We start from the raw sequence: 12,281 nt of genomic DNA, 5'->3' as shown, positions 1-12,281 counted from the left end.
CAACAGCAGGGCTTGGGCATGTCCCCGCTGGCGCGGGGCCGGGCTGCGCGCGCGGTAGGGCACGATACGACTGTGCCCAACCGCGCCGGGCCGCGGTCGCCACCAACCCCCGTGGCGCCCGCGTCCCGGCCCTCCGGGCGCGCATCCCTCATGCAAACTTCAGGGAACAGGGGACAGGTTACAGGGGACAGCCAGCAACCGACCCTCACTCCCACACTGCCTCGTAAGGTCCACCCTCTCCCGAAGTTGGGAGAGGGTTGCCGCTCTAAGGCGGCGGGTGAGGGCCCGCCTTCGCGCGGATCTCGCCCCAGAGCGCCCGCACCCGCCCCGCCGCCGCCTCGCCCATGTAGCCGCAGGCGGCCTCCACCGCCTCGTCCACCTCGGCCGCCGACGCGCCCGCGTTCAGCGCCCCGCGCAGGTGCGAGTGCAGCTGGCGAGGCACGTTCCAGACCGCCAGCAATGCAGCGATGCACAGCTCGCGCGTGGCCAGGTCCAGCCCCGGGCGGCCGATCACCCGGCCGTAGCCGCCCGCCACCATCCACCCGTCCACGTCGGGGTGCAGCGCGCGCACGTTCTCGCGCAACCGGGCGTAGTTCGCCCCGTAGACCGCCGCGCACACCCGCTCGCCGCGCGCCTCCCACCCCGCCGGGTCCTCCCCGGGCGAGGCGGGGGCCGGCGTCCCGCTCACCTCCCGCCAGAGCCCCAGCGCGTTCAGCGCGTCGGGAAAGCCGACGAACAGGTGCGACTGGAGGATCACCTCGTCCACCGCGCCGGGCTCCACCGCCCGAGCCGCCTCCTCCATCGCCGCGCGAATCGACGGCTCGTCGCGCGTGCCCAGTGCGGCGGCGAGACGCAGGAGCGCGCGGCGCGCCTCAGGCATCGGGCACCCGCAGGCGCACCCGCGGGCGGATCTGCCCCACCACCTCGCCGCGCGTGTTGAGCACGTCGGGGAAGACGTGGTGGTGCAGCGCCCCGAAGTCGTCCTCCGAGATCAGGTCCAGCTCGCGCAGCACCGCCAGGATCGCCGGCGCCACCGCTCGCGCCGCCCCGTCCTCCACCTTGAGCGCGATCCCCAGCTCCGCGCCGGGGACGCCCACGCAGTACATCCCCTCGGCCCCCACCTTGGCGAAGAGCCGCCCCCCCGCCTGCCGCATCAGGTCGGTGCAGACGCGGCCCGTCCCCGCCACCATCTCGGGGAACGACGTCATCGCCTCCACCACGGTGGCCGGCGCGCGCTCGCCCTGCCGCACCGCCGCGGCGAGGCCGGCGAAAGCCAGCGCCATGTGCCGGAGCGGGAGCGCGAAGCACACCACCCCGCACCCGTCGTTCCCCAGCGCGATCGCCTCCAGCGGCACCCGCGTCCAGCGCGAGACCTCGGCCAGGATGCGGCCCTGCACCGGGTGCTCGGGGCGCTGGTACTCGGCCGGGTCCCAGCCGTGGGCGCGGGCCAGCATGATCATCCCCGCGTGCTTCCCCGAGCAGTTGTTGTGCAGCCGCCCGGGCTCGAGCCCCGCCTCCTGCAGCGCGCGCCGCGCCTCGTCGTCGAAGGGCGGGTGCGGCCCGCACGCCAGCGCGTCGGCCGCGACCCCCGCCTTGGCCAGGATCGCCTCGGCCGTGCGCGTGTGCTCCGCGCTCCCCGAGTGCGAGCCGCAGCAGAGCGCCAGCTCGCCCAGCGAGAGCCCGTAGCGCTCGAAGGCGCCGTCCTCCACCAGCGGCAGCGCCTGGATCGGCTTGGCGGAGGAGCGGAAGAAGCTCACCAGGTCGGGGTCGCCCGCGCAGGCGCGCAGCCGCCCCTCGGCGTCCACCACCGCCACGTGCACGCGGTGCCGCGACTCCGGCACGCCCCCGCGCGCCACCTCCACCACGCAGTCCGCTTCGGTCATCTATCGCTCAAGTACGGAAGTACGAGAGTACGGAAGTACGGAAAATACACGAGTACGGGAGTACGTCAGCCGCCGCGCCAGACCTCCGCAGTTCCGTACTTTCGTACTCTCGTACTGAAAACGCAAAACGGAGGAAGGGCGCCTCCCGGCACCCCTCCTCCGTCCGCCGTCACGACCCGGCCGCCGGCATCAGCGCGGCTGCGTCGCCACCTGCTGCTGGGCGGCGCGGAAGAGCGACGCCTGGTCGGTGGAGCGCTGGAGCAGGCGCACGGCCTCCTGCAGCGCGCGGTCGTTCACGTCGTTGCGCATGGCCGCCACCGACGGCCCGAACTTCGACCGGGCGATCTCGTCCACCAGCCGGGCGTCGATCAGGCGCCGGGCGCCCTCCATCTGCTCGAAGGTGATCTCCAGCCCCGCCGCGCGCAGCCGGTTGAACAGCTCGCGCCGCATCTCGGGCGTGACCTGGAAGTCGCGGCTCAGGTTCGGCGTCCTGCGCTCGTACTCCACCGCGTAGCGCAGCATCACGTCGTTGAACTTGCTGGCCTGCTTCGAGACCGCCGCGTAGAACGCCTTCTCCGCCGCGCTGGCCGTGTCGGGCTTCACGGTCACGTCGGGGACGATCCCGCCGCCGCCGAACACCGTGCGCCCGCCGTCGGTGCGGTACGGCTGCCGGCGCGTGCTGTCCTCGGGCACCGCCTGCCCCTGCGGGGTGATGGTCCCCTCCCCGCCGTCGTCCGCCGCGGCGCCGTTCTCGCGGAACGGCTTCTGGATGGAGCGGCCCACGGGCGTGTACCACTTCCCCGTGGTCATCTTCAGGAAGTTGCCCCCCGAGAGCCGGAAGAGCGACTGCACCGACCCCTTGCCGAAGGTGGTGGCGCCCACCACCAGCGCGCGGTCGTGGTCCTGCAGCGCCCCCGCCACGATCTCGGCGGCGCTGGCGCTGTAGGCGTCCACCAGCACCACCAGCGGCAGGTCGCCGTAGGTCTCCTGCGTGGTGGCGCGGTACGTCTCGCTCTCGCCCGGGTTGCGCGAGCGCGTCTCCACGATCGACTGCCCGGGGCGCAGGAACAGGTCCGACACCGACACGCCCTGGTCCAGCAGCCCGCCCGGGTTGGTGCGCAGGTCCAGGATCAGCTTGCGCGCCCCCTGCCCCTTCAGCCGCTCGATCGCCGCGCGCATCTCGTCGGTGGAGCTCTCGGCGAAGACGCTCAGGCTCAGGTAGCCGATCCCCGGCGCCACCATGTAGGCGTAGGGGACGGACTGCACGTGGATCTCGTCGCGCACGATGGTGAACTGCATCGGCTGGTCGACGCCCACGCGGCGCACCTTGAGCTGCACCGGCGTCCCCTTCGGCCCGCGCAGCACCTTCACCGCGAAGTCGTCGGTCCACCCCTTGGCGTCCTTGCCGTCGATCTCCAGCAGCTGGTCGCCCACGCGGATCCCCGCCTTCTCGGCCGGGGTGCCGGGGAGGACGCCCACCGCGGTGATGTACCCCTCGTGGCTGGAGATCTGGATCCCCAGCCCGCCGTACTCGCCCGAGGTCTGCAGGTGCAGCTGCGCGTACTCGTCGGCCGTCATGAAGACGGTGTGCGGGTCGCCCAGCTCCTGCAGCATCCCCTCGATCGCCTTCTGGTACAGGTCGCTCTCGGAGTGCTCGTCGACGTAGCGGCTCTCGACGAAGTGCAGCACCTCGTCGAAGATCCGCGCGCGCTGGAAGACGCTCTCCTGGCCGCCGACGCCCCGCTGCAGGAGCCAGCCGCCCGACACCAGGGCGACGCCGGCCACCAGCGCGGGCGCCACCACGGTACGCTTCAGTCTCATTCGGCCTCCGAATTTCTCATCAGCTGGGGCTCCGCGCACAGACCACGGTGCGGAGCGCGGCCGCTTGATAAACCCGCTTCCCGCAAAAGTTTCTGATCCCTCCGGGCACTTCTCGCGACCGGCAAGGAACGGGCCGGTGCGCCGCGCCGGATCAGCGGATACCGGTTGCTGCGTAGATGATACGCACGAGCGCGCGCGGGGGGTAGGCCCTCACCCGGCGCCGCTACCGCGTCGCCACCCTCTCCCAACCCCGGGAGAGGGTACTTTACGGGCCCGCGCGCGATCCTGAGTCCCCGAGTCCCAAGTCCGTCGTACTTCCGTACTTCCGTACTTTCACACTTCGCACTTCGCACTCGCCGTCACACCCCCGCCGGCTCCGGCACCCGCGCGGGAACCAGGAAGTGGAACGCCGACCCCTCGCCGGGGCGGCTCTGCACCCAGATGCGGCCGCCGTGCGCCTCCACGGCCAGCTTGCAGAAGGTGAGCCCCAGCCCCGACGAGTCCTCGCCCACGCCGGGGACCTTCAGGCTCTCCCACTTGCGGAAGATCGCCTCGTGGTGCTCCGGCGCGATCCCCACCCCGTCGTCGGCCACGGTGAACTGCACCGAGGCGCCCTCCGAGGGGACCGCCGAGAGCCGCACCGTCACCCCGCGCCCCGCGTGGCGCAGCGCGTTGCCCACCAAGTTGGCCAGCACGCGGCGCAGGAGCCCCTCGTCGGCGCGCGCCGCCACCCCCGCCGGCCCCTCGGCCACCACGCGCGAGCCGAGCTGCTCGGCGCGCACCGTCCAGGCGCCGGCCACCTCGGCCAGGAGCCGCGAGACGTCCAGGTCGCGCGGCTCCAGCTGCACGCGGCTCTCCTCCAGCCGGGTGAGGTCCAGCAGGTTGTCGATGATGCGGAGCGCGTCTTCCCCGCGGTCGCGGGCGTCGCAGAGGAAGCGGCGCTGCTCGGCCGAGAGCGGGCCCAGGTCGCCGTCCACCGCCAGCTCCAGCGTCCCCAGCACCGAGGCCAGCGGGCTCTTCAGGTCGTGCACCACCATGCGGGTGAGGTCGTCCTTGAGCCGCTCCAGCTCCTGCAGCTTGCGGTACGAGCGCTCCAGGGCGTCGCTGGCGGTCTTGAGCTTCAGGAGCGAGCGGATGCGCGCCACCAGCACCGGGCGGTTGAACGGCTTGGTGAGGAAGTCGTCGCCGCCGGCCTCGATGGCCTTGACCTTGTCGTCGGTGTCGGAGAGGGCGGTGACGAAGACGACGGGGACGGCGGCCGTGGCGGGGTCCGCCTTGAGCCGCCGGCACACCTCGTAGCCGTTCATCCCCGGCATCATCACGTCCAGCAGCACCAGGTCGGGCCGGCGCTCGCGGACGGCGTGCAGGGCGGCCTCGCCGCCGTGCGCCCCCAGGACGCGGTAGCCCAGCGCCTCCAGGAGGTCGCAGAGCAGCTCGACGTTGACGGCGTCGTCGTCGACGACGAGCAGGAGCGGAGCGTCGCCCTGCGCGGTCACCGCCCCAGGACCGAGAGCGAGAACGAGAAGCGCCAGAACGGCTCCTCGAACCCCGCCGAGCCGCCCCCGCGCGAGCCGCGCTCCGCGGCCGCGTCGAGGCGCGCCAGCCCGCCAGCCAGCCGGAACCCGGCCCCCGCCGAGACCGCCCGCTCCACCGGGAACTCGTTCCCCTCGGCCGCGCTCCCCCAGCGGAAGGGGAGTCGGGCGTAGCGCGCCCCCAGCCGCAGCGGCGCCGTGCGCCCCAGCAGCGAGAAGCCCTCGTACTCCACCCCCAGCGAGGCCGACATCGCGTCCTGGGCGCCGCCCGAGCCGGCCAGCTCGTCCTCGGCCGCCGACCACCCCACCCAGCGCCCCGAGAGGGCCACCACGGTGTTCTGCGACACGCGGGCGCTGGCGCCGGCATCCACCTCCAGCGGGCGCGGGTAGCTCTTCTCCAGCGCCTCGCCGGTGGTGTCCTGGCTCTCGGCGGTGATCTCGCCGCCGCCGGTGACGGAGCCGGCCAGGGTGAGCGCCTCCAGCGGCCGCCAGCGCACCCCGGCCGAGGCCCCGATCCCGCCGTAGCGGTAGGTGACGCCGCTCCGGGCCTCGAGGAGCCCCTCGCCCACCCGGCGCACCGCGCTGTCGCGCACCGCGCCGGTGACCACGTCGGCGGCCAGCCCCAGGGCCAGCCGGTCGCTGGCGCGCCACCCGACGCTCGCGCGGAAGCGGGCCAGCGCGCCCGCCGAGATGAAGAGGTCGTTCACCCCCACCCGCCCGCTGGGCAGGTCGAGCGAGTCGGCCACCTCCACCCGCCAGTGCTGGTCCAGGAAGGCGCCGTACCCCACCGAGCCGGTCAGCCGGGCGCCCACGGGGAAGGCCACCTGCAGGTGGGGGAAGCGCACCGTGGTGCCGCTGGTCTCGGCCCCCGGCCCGCTGGCCTCGTAGCGGTCGGGCTGGAAGGTGACCGACACCCCCGGCGCCGGCAGCCCCACGGGGGCCGCGGGGTTGATCAGCGAGAAGTGCGGCTCGGCGAGCCCCACCGTGACGCCGCCCATCCCGCGGGCGCGGGCGTCCAGCGCCTCCACCGGGTAGCCCAGCCCGCGGCTGGAGAGCACCGACTGCGCGGCGGCGGGAAGGGCGGAGAGCACGAGCGCCGCCGCCAGCGCGGGGCCGGCGGCGCGGAAGGAGACGCGGCTCATGGCAGCCTCGGACGGGTCGGCAGCGTGTACACGATGCGCAGCCGCGGCGCGGCCTCGAAGAGCGCCGGCCCGAAGGTGCGCGGCGGGGCCGGCGAGCTGGACGACGGGACCGCCTCGCCCAGGAGCGCGAAGGTGGTGGTGAGGCTGTCGTTGCGCACGGCCGCCGCGCTGTAGGTGGTGATCGGCAGCTCCACCAGGGTGTCGCCGGGCGCGAAGGCGCGCAGCTGCCCCAGCCCCTCCACGGGGTCCAGCGCCAGGAAGCCCAGCGGCGCCCGCCGCCCCAGCTCGGGGTCGGGCACCGTCCACAGGGTGAGCGGCACCGCCTCCAGCGGCTCGAACCCGCCGGGGGTGGGGAGCGGCCGGAAGAGGAGCGACACGCGGTTGAGCAGCACGTCGCGCAGGGGGAGCGCCGCGCACGTCTGGGGCGGCGGGCACCCCGGCACCGTGCGGTCCAGGTCCACCGTGAACACGCTGCGCGCCGCGAAGATGCCGCCCGCCTGCAGCGTCCCCGCCGGCTGCGGCGGGTCGGGGGTGAAGACGAAGGTGCGCTGCACCTGCAGCTGGTCGACCGTCAGCTCGATCGTGGTGTCTCGCGCCGCGCTGTCGGGGCGCGCGCGCACGACGAGCGCGGCGGTGGTGAACTGCACGCGCGTGCCCGGGGTGCCCGCGGCCACCAGGACGCCGGGGTGCCCGTCGGCGCGCACGCGGGCCGCCTCCACCGAGTCGATCTGGAAGGTCACCGAGTCGCCCAGGGCGCCGGGGACGTACGCGAACTGGTCCAGAAGCGGCCCCCGCGTGCCGCCGGGCTCGGTCCAGGGGACCGGCGCGGGCGCGGTGTCGGCGGCCAGCGTCCAGCTCACCGTGGGCAGGTGGAACGACTGGGCCAGCTCGTAGAGCTGCAGCGTGCTCCCCGACGCCGGCGCCGAGGCCGCCGAGTCGGCCAGGATCACCAGCCGCGCCGAGCGGATCGCGAACGGGCGGACGCGGGTGGTGCCGTCCTGCGAGAAGGTGATGCTGTCGGGGAGGGCGAAGCGCAGGAGGGTGCGCGCGTTCAGGCTGCCGCCGTACTGGTTGGCCGCGAGCTGGAAGGCGAAGTCGTTGCGCGAGGCGAAGCCGGTGTGCACGCCCAGCACGTCCAGGAACTCGGCGGCGGGGACGATCACCTCCAGGGTGACCGGCACGCCGCCGGGGAACTCCCCGGGGTCGGAGAGCGTGGGCGACTCGTCCTGGCACGCCGCGGCCGCCAGGGCCGCCGCCAGGAACGCGAGGGGGAAGAAGGCCCGGGGGCGGGCGAGGCTGCGCAGCATCGGTGATCGGTTCATGGGTTGGAGCCGCCCGCGTACACGCGCGGCAGGCGGCCGGTCAGGCCCGTCAGGATCTCGTACGAGATGGTACCCACGCGGGCCGCCACCTCGTCCACGCCGATCTCCCCGGCCCCGTCGCGGCCGAAGAGGGTGGCGATGTCGCCCGCGCGGACGCCGGGGACGTCGGTCACGTCCGCCACGGTCATGTCCATGGAGATGCGACCCACCAGCGGCGCCCTCCTGCCGTTCAGGAGGGCTTCCCCCCCGGCCGGCGCGAGGGCGCGCGGGAGGCCGTCGCCGTAGCCGACGGCCAGGGTGGCCCAGACTTCCGCCCGGCGGGCGGCGTAGGTGGCGCCGTACCCCACCGTGTGCCCCGGCGGCACCCGGCGCACCAGCCCCACCCGGGCGCGGAGCGCGGCCACGGGCTCGGGAACGACGCCCGGCCCCGCGGCGCCGCCGTAGAGGAAGATCCCCGGGCGCACCAGGTCCATCCCGTACCCCCCGCGCCTGAGCGCCGCCGCGCTGTTGGCGCAGTGGAGGAGCCGCCGCGGGGCTCCCTCCGGCTCGGGCGGCAGGAGCGCGAGCGCCGCCCGGAAGCGGCGCACCTGCTCGTCCGTGGGCCCCAGGTCGGGCTCGTCGGCCGAATGGAAGTGCGTGAAACACCCTTCCCAGGCCAAAAGATCCCCGGTGAGCGCGGCCAGGCGCGGCCCCCACTCGGCGGCCGCCCCGGCGGGGAAGCCGGCGCGCCCCATCCCGGTGTCGATCTCGGCATGGAAGGCGAGCCGCTTCCCCGCCTCCCGCGCGCACGCCGCCCAGCGCTCCGCCGCGTCCAGTTCGGAGACGGCCAGGGCGAGGCCGGCGCGGGCGGCGCGGGGGTACTCGGCCGGGGGGGCGGGGGCGAAGACGACGACGCGCCCCGCCCACCCCAGCGCGCGGAGCGCCTCTCCCTCGGCCACGGCCGCCACGCCGACCGCCCACGGCCCGTCGGGCGCCAGCGCCTCGCGGACGGCGCCGAGCACGGCGGCGGTCCCCAGCCCGTAGGCGTTCGCCTTGAGCATGGGGACGAGCCCCGCCCCGGGGGCGGCGGCCCGCACGCGGAGCAGGTTGCGCTGCAGGGCGGCGAGGTCCACCTCCACCCAGGCGCGCGACGGGTCGGTTTGCGGATCGGACACAAACTCGGTAGTATAGCCGCCTTGTGACTGGCCCGCAACCCGACTTCCCGTCATCTGTTTCCCCCTCCGGCGGGGTGCTGGACCGCGCCCTGGCGCTGGTCGAGTTCCTCCGCGCGCGCTGCCCCTGGGACCGGGCGCAGACCTCCCTCTCGCTCCAGCCGCACCTGCTCGAGGAGGCCCACGAGGTGGCCGAGGCGATCGCCTCCGGCGACCCCGAGACGCTCTGCGACGAGCTGGGCGACCTGCTGCTGAACCTGGCGTTCCAGGTGGTGATCGCGGAGGAGGCCGGCCGGTTCGGGCGGGGCGACGTGGTCGCGGTGCTGGAGCAAAAGATGCGCCGACGCCACCCTCACCTGTGGGGCGACGGCGAGCCCGAGTCGTGGGAGGAGGTCAAGGCGCGCGAGCGCGCACGGCGCCCCCGCGGGGGCGTGCTGGACGGCCTGGCGGCGGGGATGGACCCGCTGCTGCGCGCCTACCGCATCCAGGAGCGGGTGGCGGGGGTGGGGTTCGACTGGGCGGAGGCGCGCGGGGCGTGGGAGAAGGTGCGCGAGGAGACGGAGGAAGTGGGGCGCGAGCTGGAGGAGGGGCGCCACGAGGAGCTGGAGGAGGAGCTGGGCGACCTCCTCTTCGCGGTGGTGAACCTGGCCCGGCTGGCGGGCGCGCACCCCACGTCGGCGCTGTCGCGCGCGAACCAGAAGTTCTCGCGCCGCTTCGGCGCCCTGGAGCGCCTGGCGGCCGAGCGCGGCGTGGTGCTGGGAGAGGCGACGCTGCAGGAGCTGGACCGGCTGTGGGACGAGGTCAAGCGGGTCGAGCGCGGGGGCGCGCCGGGCCCCCCGCCGGAGGGCGGGGGGTGACACGCGTCTTGCGTGCCCGAGCGGAGTGACGAGAACGCCCCGCAAGGCGTCCTTCGTCCCCTTCCGCGGCGGCTGCCGCGGGCAACCCCGGACATCGAAGGTTCTCGAAACGGATGAAGGTCTTTCTTCGCCTGTCAGGTCGGAAGCGGGCCGCGGCCGGGGGGCGCGCGTGAGCCTGCGCAAGCGCATCGTCCTCACGCTGCTGCTGATCACGGCGATCCTGGTGATCCCGGCGGCGATCGGCCTGTCGGGGCTGTTCCGGCTGCAGAGGATCGCGCAGGAGCTGCGCCTGCGCGACACCCGGGCCGCCTCCACCCTCGGCGAGCTCCGCACCGACCTCGAGGAGCTGCGCTCGGCGCAGGACAACTTCGTGGTGATCGCGACCGGCGACACCGCGGTATTCTGGCGCGGCCAGGCCGACGCCGCGGCGCGCCGGATCGGGGTGGAGCTGGACAGCCTGGCGGCGCGCACGGAGCCCTCTCCCGAGTACCGCCGCGCCGTGGCGTCCGCGCGCCGGCAGTGGCGGGGGCTGGCGGGAGCCGTCCGCCAAGAGCAGGAGCTGATCGGGCGGGGCGAGACGGATGCGGCCGGGACCTTCCGCCAGAACGTGGTGCGGAACGCCTTCGCGACGATGGACGACGCGATCGAGCCGATCTCCGACGCCCTCCAGCGCGAGGGGGAGGCGCGGGTGCAGCAGGCGCAGGAGGTGGCGAGCCAGATCGCCTCGCTCGCGCTGGTCGCGCTGGCCGTGGCGCTGGCGCTCACGCTGCTGGTGGGGTTCCTGATGACGCGGGCGATGCTCCGGCCGATCGAGGAGCTCCGGCGGGGGATGGCGCTGGTGGCGGAGGGCGACTTCGAGCCCGAGGTGCACATCCCCACCGAGCGCTCCGACGAGATCGGCGACCTGGCGCGCTCGTTCCGCACCATGACCACGCAGCTGGCCGAGCTGGACCGGCTGAAGGCCGAGTTCGTTTCGGTGGCCTCGCACGAGATCAAGACGCCGCTCAGCGTGATCAAGGGGTACGTCTCGCTCCTGGCCGACGGGATCTACGGCGCGGTGAGCGACACGCAGCGCCGCACCCTGGCGGCCATCTCCGACCAGGTGGACCGCCTCACCCGCCTGGTGCACCGCCTGCTCGACATCAGCCGCTTCGAGGCGGGGGGCGGCCGGCTGGAGGTGCGCCGCATCAACGTGCGCGACTTCCTGGAGGAGCTGACCGGCGGGTTTCGCGTCCTGGCGTTCCAGAACAAGGTAGACTTCACGGTGAACGTGGCCGACGACGTCCCGGTGAACCTGGAGGGCGACGCCGACCGGCTGAACGAGGTGCTCGGCAACCTGCTCTCCAACGCGTTCAAGTTCACCCCCAGCGGCGGGCGCGTGTGCCTGGACGCCACCCGCGACGGGACGGGGGTGGTGGTGGAGGTGGCCGACACGGGGGTGGGGATCCCGCCGAGCAAGCTGCCGAAGATCTTCGAGAAGTTCTACCAGGTGGACAACGACGCGCAGCCGCGCTCGGTGGGCTCGGGGCTGGGGCTGGCCATCGCGCGCGAGATCGTGGAGGCCCATGGCGGCACGATCGGTGCTGCGAGCGAAGTGGGCAAAGGGACAACGTTCCGCGTCGTGCTTCCCGAGCGGCCGCCCGCGCACGCGGCGGTGCAGCCGGGGCGAACCACCTGACCGGATTGCAGATGAAAGTTCTGGCCGGAGTCGCTGCCGTTCTGCTGTTCGCCGCCTGCGCCACCATGGGGACCGGGGGGAGTGGCGGCCGGAGGGAGCTGTGGGAGTGGGCGCACGAGGCCATGGCGCGCGACTCGTTCCGGGTGGCGGAGGCGTTCTTCCAACGGCTGGCGCGGGAGCACCCGCGCACGCACGAGGGGCACGAGGCGCACTTCTACCTGGGCGTGCTGAACCTGGAGCCGCGCGGCGGAGTGGACCTGCGCGCGGCCGACGAGCACCTGCGGACGTACATCTCCGAGGATCCCCAGTACCGGCTCTACGGCTACCACCACCGCGAGGCCGAGAGCCTGCTCCAGCTCACGCGGCTGATGCTGACTCCCTGCGAGCAGCGCAACCCTCCCCTGGGGTGCCAGACGGTGACGCGCGTGGAGACGCGGCCGAGCGAGCCGGCCACCGCCACCACCCCCCAACCGGCGGCCGGCATCACGGCTGCGGAGGCGGCCCGCCTGCGCCAGAGGATCGCGGCGCAGCAGGACAGCATCGCCGAGTTGAAGGCCGAGCTCCAGCGCATCCGCAACACGCTGGCCCCCCGCACCCCGCGCGACGACTGAGCGGCGGACCAGGAGCCGGCGAGCACAGACGAGCATAGGAGAGGACCCGCCCCCGCGGCACCATGCGCGGGGGCGGGTCTTGCTTGGCCTTCTCCCTGGCGCCTGAGGCGCCCTGTCCCTCGGATTCGCCGGCTGTTCCCTGTTTTCCTGCCGTTCGCGTGAGGGATGCGCGCCCGACAGGGCCGGGACGCCGCCGCCACAGGGGTATCGTGGCGGCGGTGGCCCGGCGCGGTTGGGCACAGTCGTATCGTGCCCTACCGCGCGCGCAGCCCGGCCCGGAGCGC

At 74.2% G+C, this 12,281-nt stretch carries 10 protein-coding genes; 3 read left to right on the top strand and 7 right to left on the bottom strand.

The window, feature by feature from the left end; translation table 11 throughout:
* Positions 1–265: 265 nt before the first annotated feature.
* From VF746_07225 to alr, 7 genes are all read right to left on the bottom strand, one after another.
* Positions 266–880: a carboxymuconolactone decarboxylase family protein gene (locus tag VF746_07225; GenBank protein HEX8692192.1), complete on the bottom strand. Its 615-nt coding sequence runs from the start codon at positions 878–880 to the stop codon at positions 266–268.
* Complete coding sequence (locus VF746_07220; GenBank protein HEX8692191.1) at positions 873–1,883, bottom strand: asparaginase; 1,011 nt, start codon at positions 1,881–1,883, stop codon at positions 873–875. Before VF746_07220 ends, VF746_07225 begins: the two co-directional genes overlap by 8 nt.
* A gap of 189 nt (positions 1,884–2,072) precedes the next feature.
* Positions 2,073–3,704, bottom strand: a complete 1,632-nt coding sequence (locus VF746_07215; GenBank protein ID HEX8692190.1) for a S41 family peptidase — start codon at positions 3,702–3,704, stop codon at positions 2,073–2,075.
* 359 nt (positions 3,705–4,063) lie between these two features.
* A complete protein-coding gene (locus tag VF746_07210) occupies positions 4,064–5,200 on the bottom strand; it encodes a response regulator (protein ID HEX8692189.1) in 1,137 nt (378 codons plus the stop codon).
* The gene (locus tag VF746_07205) at positions 5,197–6,378 is read right to left on the bottom strand and encodes a hypothetical protein (protein HEX8692188.1); all 1,182 of its coding nucleotides are present in this window, start codon (positions 6,376–6,378) and stop codon (positions 5,197–5,199) included. Before VF746_07205 ends, VF746_07210 begins: the two co-directional genes overlap by 4 nt.
* On the bottom strand, positions 6,375–7,685 hold the full coding sequence (locus VF746_07200; protein ID HEX8692187.1) for a hypothetical protein: 1,311 nt from the start codon (positions 7,683–7,685) through the stop codon (positions 6,375–6,377). Before VF746_07200 ends, VF746_07205 begins: the two co-directional genes overlap by 4 nt.
* Positions 7,686–7,696: 11 nt before the next feature.
* Complete coding sequence (alr, locus tag VF746_07195; protein ID HEX8692186.1) at positions 7,697–8,854, bottom strand: alanine racemase; 1,158 nt, start codon at positions 8,852–8,854, stop codon at positions 7,697–7,699.
* Between the two features lie 74 nt (positions 8,855–8,928).
* On the opposite strand from alr, the gene mazG reads away from it, so the two are divergent.
* The 3 genes from mazG (at position 8,929) to VF746_07180 (ending at position 11,997) form a co-directional block, all read left to right on the top strand.
* On the top strand, positions 8,929–9,708 hold the full coding sequence (mazG, locus tag VF746_07190) for a nucleoside triphosphate pyrophosphohydrolase (GenBank protein HEX8692185.1): 780 nt from the start codon (positions 8,929–8,931) through the stop codon (positions 9,706–9,708).
* A gap of 169 nt (positions 9,709–9,877) precedes the next feature.
* A complete protein-coding gene (locus VF746_07185; GenBank protein ID HEX8692184.1) occupies positions 9,878–11,386 on the top strand; it encodes an ATP-binding protein in 1,509 nt (502 codons plus the stop codon).
* Positions 11,387–11,397: 11 nt separating this feature from the next.
* Positions 11,398–11,997, top strand: a complete 600-nt coding sequence (locus VF746_07180) for a hypothetical protein (GenBank protein ID HEX8692183.1) — start codon at positions 11,398–11,400, stop codon at positions 11,995–11,997.
* Positions 11,998–12,281: the final 284 nt, after the last annotated feature.

Origin of the sequence: Longimicrobium sp. (assembly GCA_036389795.1) — a bacterium.
Classification (GTDB): Bacteria; Gemmatimonadota; Gemmatimonadetes; order Longimicrobiales; family Longimicrobiaceae; genus Longimicrobium.
This window is presented reverse-complemented; position numbering and strand designations above follow the sequence as displayed.

Excerpts from the sequence above, each read along its gene's own strand:
- VF746_07225 (HEX8692192.1), bottom strand. The coding sequence starts at position 880 with ATGCCTGAGGCGCGCCGCGCGCTCCTGCGTCTCGCCGCCGCACTGGGC.
- VF746_07220 (HEX8692191.1), bottom strand. The coding sequence starts at position 1,883 with ATGACCGAAGCGGACTGCGTGGTGGAGGTGGCGCGCGGGGGCGTGCCG.
- VF746_07215 (HEX8692190.1), bottom strand. The coding sequence starts at position 3,704 with ATGAGACTGAAGCGTACCGTGGTGGCGCCCGCGCTGGTGGCCGGCGTC.
- VF746_07205 (HEX8692188.1), bottom strand. The coding sequence starts at position 6,378 with ATGAGCCGCGTCTCCTTCCGCGCCGCCGGCCCCGCGCTGGCGGCGGCG.
- VF746_07200 (HEX8692187.1), bottom strand. The coding sequence starts at position 7,685 with ATGCTGCGCAGCCTCGCCCGCCCCCGGGCCTTCTTCCCCCTCGCGTTC.
- VF746_07180 (HEX8692183.1), top strand. The coding sequence starts at position 11,398 with ATGAAAGTTCTGGCCGGAGTCGCTGCCGTTCTGCTGTTCGCCGCCTGC.